We start from the raw sequence: 6,759 nt of genomic DNA on the forward strand, positions 1-6,759 counted from the left end.
ATCCTGAAACCGTCATCCGCTCGCCTCACGAGGAGAGATCGTGGCCGAAATCATCCCCGCAAAGCATCAACCCGATCTACCGAAGAAACTGATCCTCAGAGAGTCCCCCGACGATGAATCGATCCCGCTGGACGTGCTCTTCGTCGGTGCCGGACCGGCGGGGTTGGCCGGCGCTATTCGACTGGCGCAACAGGTCAAGGCGGCCAATGATGCAGGACACGGACCCGGAGAGATCGAGATTGGCGTTCTGGAAAAGGCCGAGTCGCTCGGCGAGCACAACCTCTCCGGCGCCGTCGTCAACCCGGACGCGTTTCGCGCACTCTTTCCCGACCTGACCGACGACCAACTGCCGTTTTGCGATGCGGTCACACAGGAGCGGGTCTACTGGCTATCACAGTCGGGGTCGCGTCGGATTCCGGCACCACGGGAGATGCGCAACCACGGCTACTTCACCGCATCGATCTGCGAGATCGTCCGGTTCCTCGGCGAGAAGGCGGAGGCCCTGGGAATCAATGTCTTCACCGGATTCCCCGCAGAGTCGTTGTTGGTCGATGGGAACAAGGTCATCGGCGTTCGCACGGTGGCGACGGGGTTGGATCGGGATAGCAACCCCGGGCCGAACTACATGCCACCCGGCGACATTACGTCGCGGGTGACCGTCCTCTGCGACGGGACCCGCAGTCCGTTAGCTCAGGCGTGGCAAGCCTGGCAACAGATCCAGTCTCCCAACCCGCAGATCTTCGCGTTGGGAGTCAAGGAACTCTGGCGGACTCCGAAGAACCTCGACGGCATCGTCCACACGCTGGGCTGGCCGCTTCCCCGGTCTGCCTTCGGAGGCAGCTGGGCCTACCCGATGGGAGAGAACACGGTCTCGGTGGGGCTGGTCGTCGGTCTCGATTACCGGCAGCACTCCCTCGATGTCCATCAGCTCACGCAGCAACTCAAGGATCATCCGCTGTTCCGGGAGATGCTCGACGGGGGTGAGCTACTCGAGTGGGGAGCCAAGACGATCCCGGAAGGCGGTTTCCATTCATTGCCGGAGCGACTCCACGGGGATGGCCTGCTGATGGCCGGTGACGCCGCAGGTTTCGTCAACGTCGCCGCCTTGAAGGGGATCCACTACGCGATGCACTCGGGGCTGTGTGCGGCGGATACGATTCTTGATGCGCTGAAGGCCGATGACACCTCGAGTGCCGCCCTGGCGGGATACGATCGCCGGATCGCGGAGAGTCCCATTCGAACCGATCTGTATCGGACGCGGAACATGCGACTTGCGTTCAAGTCCGGGTTCTTCATGGGGGGTATCAAGGCGTTCATGATGGACCTCAGCCGCGGCGCATTTCCCGGCGGGCGGATCGCCAGCGAGTCCGACGCCGACGAACCCAAGGATGTGTCCCCGGCCGAGCCGTTCTCTCCGGACGGCAGCCGCACACTCAGCAAGGTCGATGCGGTCTTCCGCTCGGGTAACGCGACGCGAGACGACATTCCCGGCCATCTCACGGCGATCGAATCGGTTCCGGCGGAGGTCGCTCAGATGTACGAGCATCTCTGCCCCGCGGGAGTGTACGAATGGGATGGGGAACAACTTCGGATCAACGCGCCCAATTGCGTCGATTGCAAGGCGACCGATGTTCTGGGCCCACGCTGGATGCCTCGTGAGGGCGGCTCCGGGCCACGTTACAAGAAGATGTAGCCCGCAAGGGCCGTAAGTTGTTGAATCTACTTGGCTTGGGTCCGGTGCGGTCGTATGTTAGAATCCCGCTCGACGACCCGCAGGGGTCTCGCATAAGCGAGGAGAGGTACTCGATGTCCCGCTGGGTCGCCGTCACCGAAGCATCGTCGATCACCGAGGGATGTGCGCGGACCATCCAGGTGGAGCATCATGCTCTTGCCGTCTTCAACGAGGCGGGCACGTTCTATGCCACGGACGATGCGTGTCCGCACCAGGGGGCGTCGCTTGCGGAGGGTGTGGTGATGGACGGCCGGGTCATCTGTCCGCTTCATTCCTGGGTCTTCGATCTGAAGACCGGTGCGTGTCCGAGAGAGAGTCATGAGCCGGTGGGGTGTTACCCAACACGGCAAACCGACGATTCGGTCGAAGTTTTGTTACCGACCGGGGAGCAGTCATGAAGGTTAATCGTGTTCGTCCGACGCTCTGGCATCGGCTCTACTTCCCGGCGATCCTGGCCGGGTTGGTCGTGACGCTGAAGCATATGTTCATGAAAAAGGACACGATGCAGTACCCGGAGACCAAGCGTGAACTGGGAGAACGTTATCGTGGCGTACCGGTTCTCGTCAAGGACCAGGACGGCCGCGAGAAGTGTGTCGGTTGCTACATGTGTCAGTGGGTCTGTCCGCCACGCGCCATCTCGATCGAGGCGGCCGAGATTTCCAGCGACAGCGACCAACATCAAATCGAGAAGTACCCCGAGAAATTCGACATCAACATGTTGCGCTGCATCTACTGCGGTCTTTGTGAGGAGGCCTGCCCCGAGGAGGCGATCTTCATGTCGAAGACCTACGCGGTCACGGGTTACAGCCGGGATCTGATGATCTTCGACAAAGAGAAACTCTACGAGCTAGGTGGCGAGCGACAAGACGACATCAATAAGTGGTCCCCGGAGAACAAGGGCGCAAAGAGCCGGTCTCACGTCGCTGGCGACACGATCGCGGCGTCGACGGCGGGCTCCCATTGATGAACCGCCGGGCGTCATGGTCCGTCGCGATCCTGTTCTTCGTTGTCGCGACGACGCTGCCGGCAATGGCCGAGTATCGCGGCCACGTCTACGACGAAAACGACCAACCGCTCCCCGAGGCGTCCGTCTGTTACCTGGTACCGGGTGGCATCGACGGCATCTGTGCGATGACCGACGAACGCGGTCTCTGGGGACTGCCCGATAGCGAGCTGAAGGAGATCCGTATCAAGAAGCGCGGCTACCTACCCCAGGTGCTGTCGGCGGTTGCGCGGGACAAGCCGGTCAAGCTGTTCCCCTCGGCGACACTCAAGGTGAGGGTCCGAGACGCGGCCACGGGCGAAGGGCTGGACGGAAGCACCGTCAACCTGCTATTCGCGAGCGGCCGGCGCCATGGCCCCTTCTTTCCCAATGACAAGGGGCTGACGGTGCGCACGCTTCGTCCCGGGATCGTACGCGTGATGGTTTCGGCCGACGGGTATGCCCTGCCAGAACCCCGTGAGATCGACCTCGTGGCGGCGGAAGAGACGGAAGTCATCGTCGAACTATGGTCGGTGGACGCTGCCAGCTCTAACTGAGTCCCGCAGCCGTCAGGGAAACTCGACGGTCATCTTGCGGCGCTGCCCGCTGTAGCGCTCGGTCTCTTCCGGGTCGCCGATTCCAAACAACGTGAAGCACTGGGTGCCACCGGCGATGACGACCAGGTCATGGTCGACGGCGATGTCCGTCGTCGTCGCAGAACGATGAACGACCGTCACGCCGCGTGAACGTGGAGCGTCGGGGATCCCGTCGAGGACCTCCATCGACGATCGGCCGTCCGTTACGACCAGAGCGCCCGAACCGACGTCAATCCTGTAGGCTCGAATCGTCGTTGGAATCGTCGGAAGGGGAGTCAGGGTCTTGGCGTCGAGACGGAATGCCAGGATTCCGTCGTCGTCCGCGGCCAGATAGATCAAATCGCCGTCAACGACCACATCCCAGACGGTCGCCTCGAGTCGACGATCGGTCAGTAGTCGCGGGGAAGACGGTCGCGAGATGTCATAGATTGAGAGGCCGGAACCGCTGTCGACGACGAACAGACGCTGATCCACGATCGCAATGGCCCGGACACGATCCCGCGCAGCGAGATGGGCGATCCGCTGCAACCGGTCGGCGTAGCGGGTCGATATCACCTCCACGCCGTGGCGTCCCGCCGCGACGAACAAGGCGTCCCCGACCCACTCGAGTTGCCGGGCCTTTCCCGGAACTTCGTGCCGGTAGATCACCTGCATGCCGTCCTCGTGCTCGAAGTCGATCGAGTACACACCGTGGGTGCCGACGGCGATCATCGCGTAGCGGTCGCGCACGGCCATGTCCCACACGGCATTCCGTAGGAAGAAGTTATCGATTGTCGTGGCCGAGTACGGATCGCTGACATCGTGCCAGACGAGGCCCCCGGTGCTGCCGACAAACAGGCGATCGCCGTCCAGGCGCACCGCATCACAACGACTCGGTGGCGGCGGCTGATTCTTCCTCTTCTTCTTCTTCGGTCGCGCATCCAGCGCCGAGACGCCGACGAGGAGAATCAAGACGACGGCTGCGAGGCGACGGATCATCGGACGACGAAATTCACGAGGCGTCCCGGGACCACGATGGTCTTGACGATTTGCTTGCCTTCGAGTTGCTGGGCGACCGTGTCGCGTGCGAGGGCCTCGAGTGTGTCACGGTCCGCGTCACGCGGCGCTTGCACGCGTCCCCGGAGCTTGCCGAGCACCTGAACGACGAGTTCGAAGTTGTCCTGCTGAAGGAACGCCTCGTCGACGGTCGGTGGCTCGACAATACAGATCGAGTCTTCGTGACCCAGGCGTGACCACAGTTCCTCGCAGATGTGGGGTGCCAGTGGGGCCATGCCCCGCAGCCAGCGTTCGGCCTGAGAGCGAACGAGCGCCTGGGGTGTGCGTACGACCTCGTTGACCAGCGACATCAGCGCCGCGATCCCGGTGTTGAAGTTGAAGGCCTCGAAGGAGTCCGCGATCCGCTTCAGCGCCTGGTTGAGATGAAACTCGAGCGCCCGAGTCTCAGCCGACCAGGTGGCCGGATCATCGGTCACCCGCAAAGATTCCGCGAGTTCGCCCTCCGCGTCCACGAACAACTTCCACATCCGATCGAGGAAGCGACGACACCCGGTGATGCCGTTGGTATCCCATGTGCGTTGATCCGCAAGCGGCGCCATGAACATCTCATACAGGCGGAAGGCATCGGCACCGAAGTCCGCGATCACGTCGTCGGGATTGATGACGTTGCGCTTCGACTTGGACATGGCCGTCGTGTAGCGATGGACGGCGGCCCCGTCGGACCCACGCACCGATGTTCCGTCCCGTTGTTCGACCTCATCGGAGGGTACGTTGCGCCCCGTGTCGTCCTTGAACGCGTCGGCGACCAGCATGCCCTGATTGAACAGTCTTCCAAACGGCTCCGCGGTCGAGACGATGCCCAGATCGGCGAGGGCCTTGTGCCAGAAGCGGGCGTACAAGAGATGCATGACGGCATGCGACGCCCCGCCGATGTAGAGATCGACGGGCCCCCAGTACTTCTCGGCCTCGGGGTCGAACGGCGCGCGGTCGTTGCGGGGGTCCATGAACCGCAGCCAGTACCAACAGCTACCGGCCCAGCCGGGCATGGTGTCCGTATCCCGTCGTACCGCCTGTCCGGTCGAGGGGTCGATCTGATGGACCCAGTCCGTTGCTCGGGCCAGCGGCGCCGACCCATCGGAGGCCGGACGGAAGTCCTTCATCTCCGGGAGCTCCACCGGGAGATCCTCTTCGGGTACCCGAACCGTCGTCCCGTCCTCGAGATGCAAGAACGGGAACGGTTCGCCCCAGTAGCGCTGTCGACTGAAAAGCCAATCGCGAATCTTGTAGGTGACCCGTCGCTTCCCGACACCCCGCTCTTCGAGAAGCGAGACGATCGTCTCCTGTGCCGCTTTCGACGGGAGCCCGTCGATCGGGCCCGAGTCGACGGACGTGCCGTCTCCGGTAAAACAGACACCCTGTTGCAGGCCATCCTCGCCGTCGGGCGGACGGACGACTTCACGGATCGCCAGATCGTGACGTCTTGCAAACTCGTGGTCCCGTTCGTCGTGACCGGGGACGGCCATGATGGCACCGGTGCCGTAGGAGAAGAGGACGTAATCGGCAACCCAGATCGGAATCCGCGCCCGCGGATCGTCGGCCGGTAGCAGCGGATTGAGTGCGTAGGCGCCGGTCGGAACGCCGGTCTTCTCCTTGTCCAGTTCGGTGCGCTCCATCTCGGACTTGGCGGCAGCAGCCCGGACGTAGCCGGTGACCAAATCCCTGTGTTCCGCCGTCGTCAGTTGTTCGACGATCGGATGTTCCGGCGCGACGACCATGAAGGTCGCACCGAACAGCGTGTCGGGTCGGGTCGTGAAGGCCGTGAGCGTGTCGTCGCCGTTCTCGACGGCGAAACGGATCTCCGCGCCGTCCGATCGACCGATCCAGGCACGCTGCATCGCCTTGATGGATTCCGGCCAATCCAGGTCGTCGAGATCTTCGAGGAGCCGATCGGCGTACTCCGTGATCCGAAACATCCACTGCTTCAGCGGACGACGGACGCAAGGGTGATCGCCGCGTTCGGATCGACCGTTGATGACCTCTTCGTTGGCCAGCACGGTCTTTAGTTCTTCACACCACCAGACCGGAACCTCGGCCTGGTAGACCAGGCCCTTGTCGTAGAGCTTGGCGAAGATCCACTGGGTCCAGCGATAGAACTCGACATGACTCGTGTTGATTTCACGATCCCAGTCGTAGGCCAGCCCGATCAGCGAGAGTTGTCGCTTGAAGTTGGTGACGTTCTCGAGGGTCGTCTCGGCAGGATGCTTCCCGGTCTGGATCGCATACTGTTCTGCGGGTAGCCCGAACGCATCCCAGCCCATCGGGTGGAGAACGTTGAACCCCTCCATGCGCTTTCGCCGCGCAACGATGTCGCTGCCGATGTACCCGACCGGATGCCCGACATGCAGCCCCGAGCCCGACGGGTAGGGGAACATGTCCAGAACGTAGTACTTCGG

The 6,759-nt window shown here is 62.7% G+C and carries 6 protein-coding genes; 4 read left to right on the forward strand and 2 right to left on the reverse strand.

The features are described from left to right. The first annotated feature begins 40 nt into the window (after positions 1-40). The 4 genes from OES25_10710 (at position 41) to OES25_10725 (ending at position 3,271) form a co-directional block, all read left to right on the forward strand. Positions 41-1,693 (forward strand): electron transfer flavoprotein-ubiquinone oxidoreductase, encoded by a 1,653-nt coding sequence (locus OES25_10710; GenBank protein MDH3628109.1) that lies wholly within the window; start codon positions 41-43, stop codon positions 1,691-1,693. 113 nt (positions 1,694-1,806) lie between these two features. Beyond that, positions 1,807-2,130 (forward strand): nitrite reductase small subunit NirD, encoded by a 324-nt coding sequence (nirD, locus tag OES25_10715; protein ID MDH3628110.1) that lies wholly within the window; start codon positions 1,807-1,809, stop codon positions 2,128-2,130. After that, positions 2,127-2,696, forward strand: coding sequence for an NADH-quinone oxidoreductase subunit I (locus tag OES25_10720; protein MDH3628111.1), 570 nt, complete (start codon positions 2,127-2,129; stop codon positions 2,694-2,696). Before nirD ends, OES25_10720 begins: the two co-directional genes overlap by 4 nt. Continuing rightward, the gene (locus tag OES25_10725; protein MDH3628112.1) at positions 2,696-3,271 is read left to right on the forward strand and encodes a carboxypeptidase-like regulatory domain-containing protein; all 576 of its coding nucleotides are present in this window, start codon (positions 2,696-2,698) and stop codon (positions 3,269-3,271) included. Before OES25_10720 ends, OES25_10725 begins: the two co-directional genes overlap by 1 nt. A gap of 12 nt (positions 3,272-3,283) precedes the next feature. Here the strand turns inward: OES25_10725 and OES25_10730 are convergent, their stop codons facing one another. Then, positions 3,284-4,288, reverse strand: a complete 1,005-nt coding sequence (locus OES25_10730) for a hypothetical protein (protein ID MDH3628113.1) — start codon at positions 4,286-4,288, stop codon at positions 3,284-3,286. Beyond that, the coding region (gene leuS / locus OES25_10735; GenBank protein MDH3628114.1) for a leucine--tRNA ligase at positions 4,285-6,759 on the reverse strand (2,475 nt) is incomplete at its 5' end. The genes leuS and OES25_10730, both read right to left, overlap by 4 nt.

The sequence above is a fragment of the Acidobacteriota bacterium genome, assembly GCA_029861955.1.
GTDB lineage: Bacteria > Acidobacteriota > Polarisedimenticolia > Polarisedimenticolales > Polarisedimenticolaceae > JAOTYK01.

Coding starts and splice junctions, on each gene's coding strand:
- nirD (MDH3628110.1), top strand. CDS start 1,807: ATGTCCCGCTGGGTCGCCGTCACCGAAGCATCGTCGATCACCGAGGGA.
- OES25_10720 (MDH3628111.1), top strand. CDS start 2,127: ATGAAGGTTAATCGTGTTCGTCCGACGCTCTGGCATCGGCTCTACTTC.
- OES25_10730 (MDH3628113.1), bottom strand. CDS start 4,288: ATGATCCGTCGCCTCGCAGCCGTCGTCTTGATTCTCCTCGTCGGCGTC.
- OES25_10725 (MDH3628112.1), top strand. CDS start 2,696: ATGAACCGCCGGGCGTCATGGTCCGTCGCGATCCTGTTCTTCGTTGTC.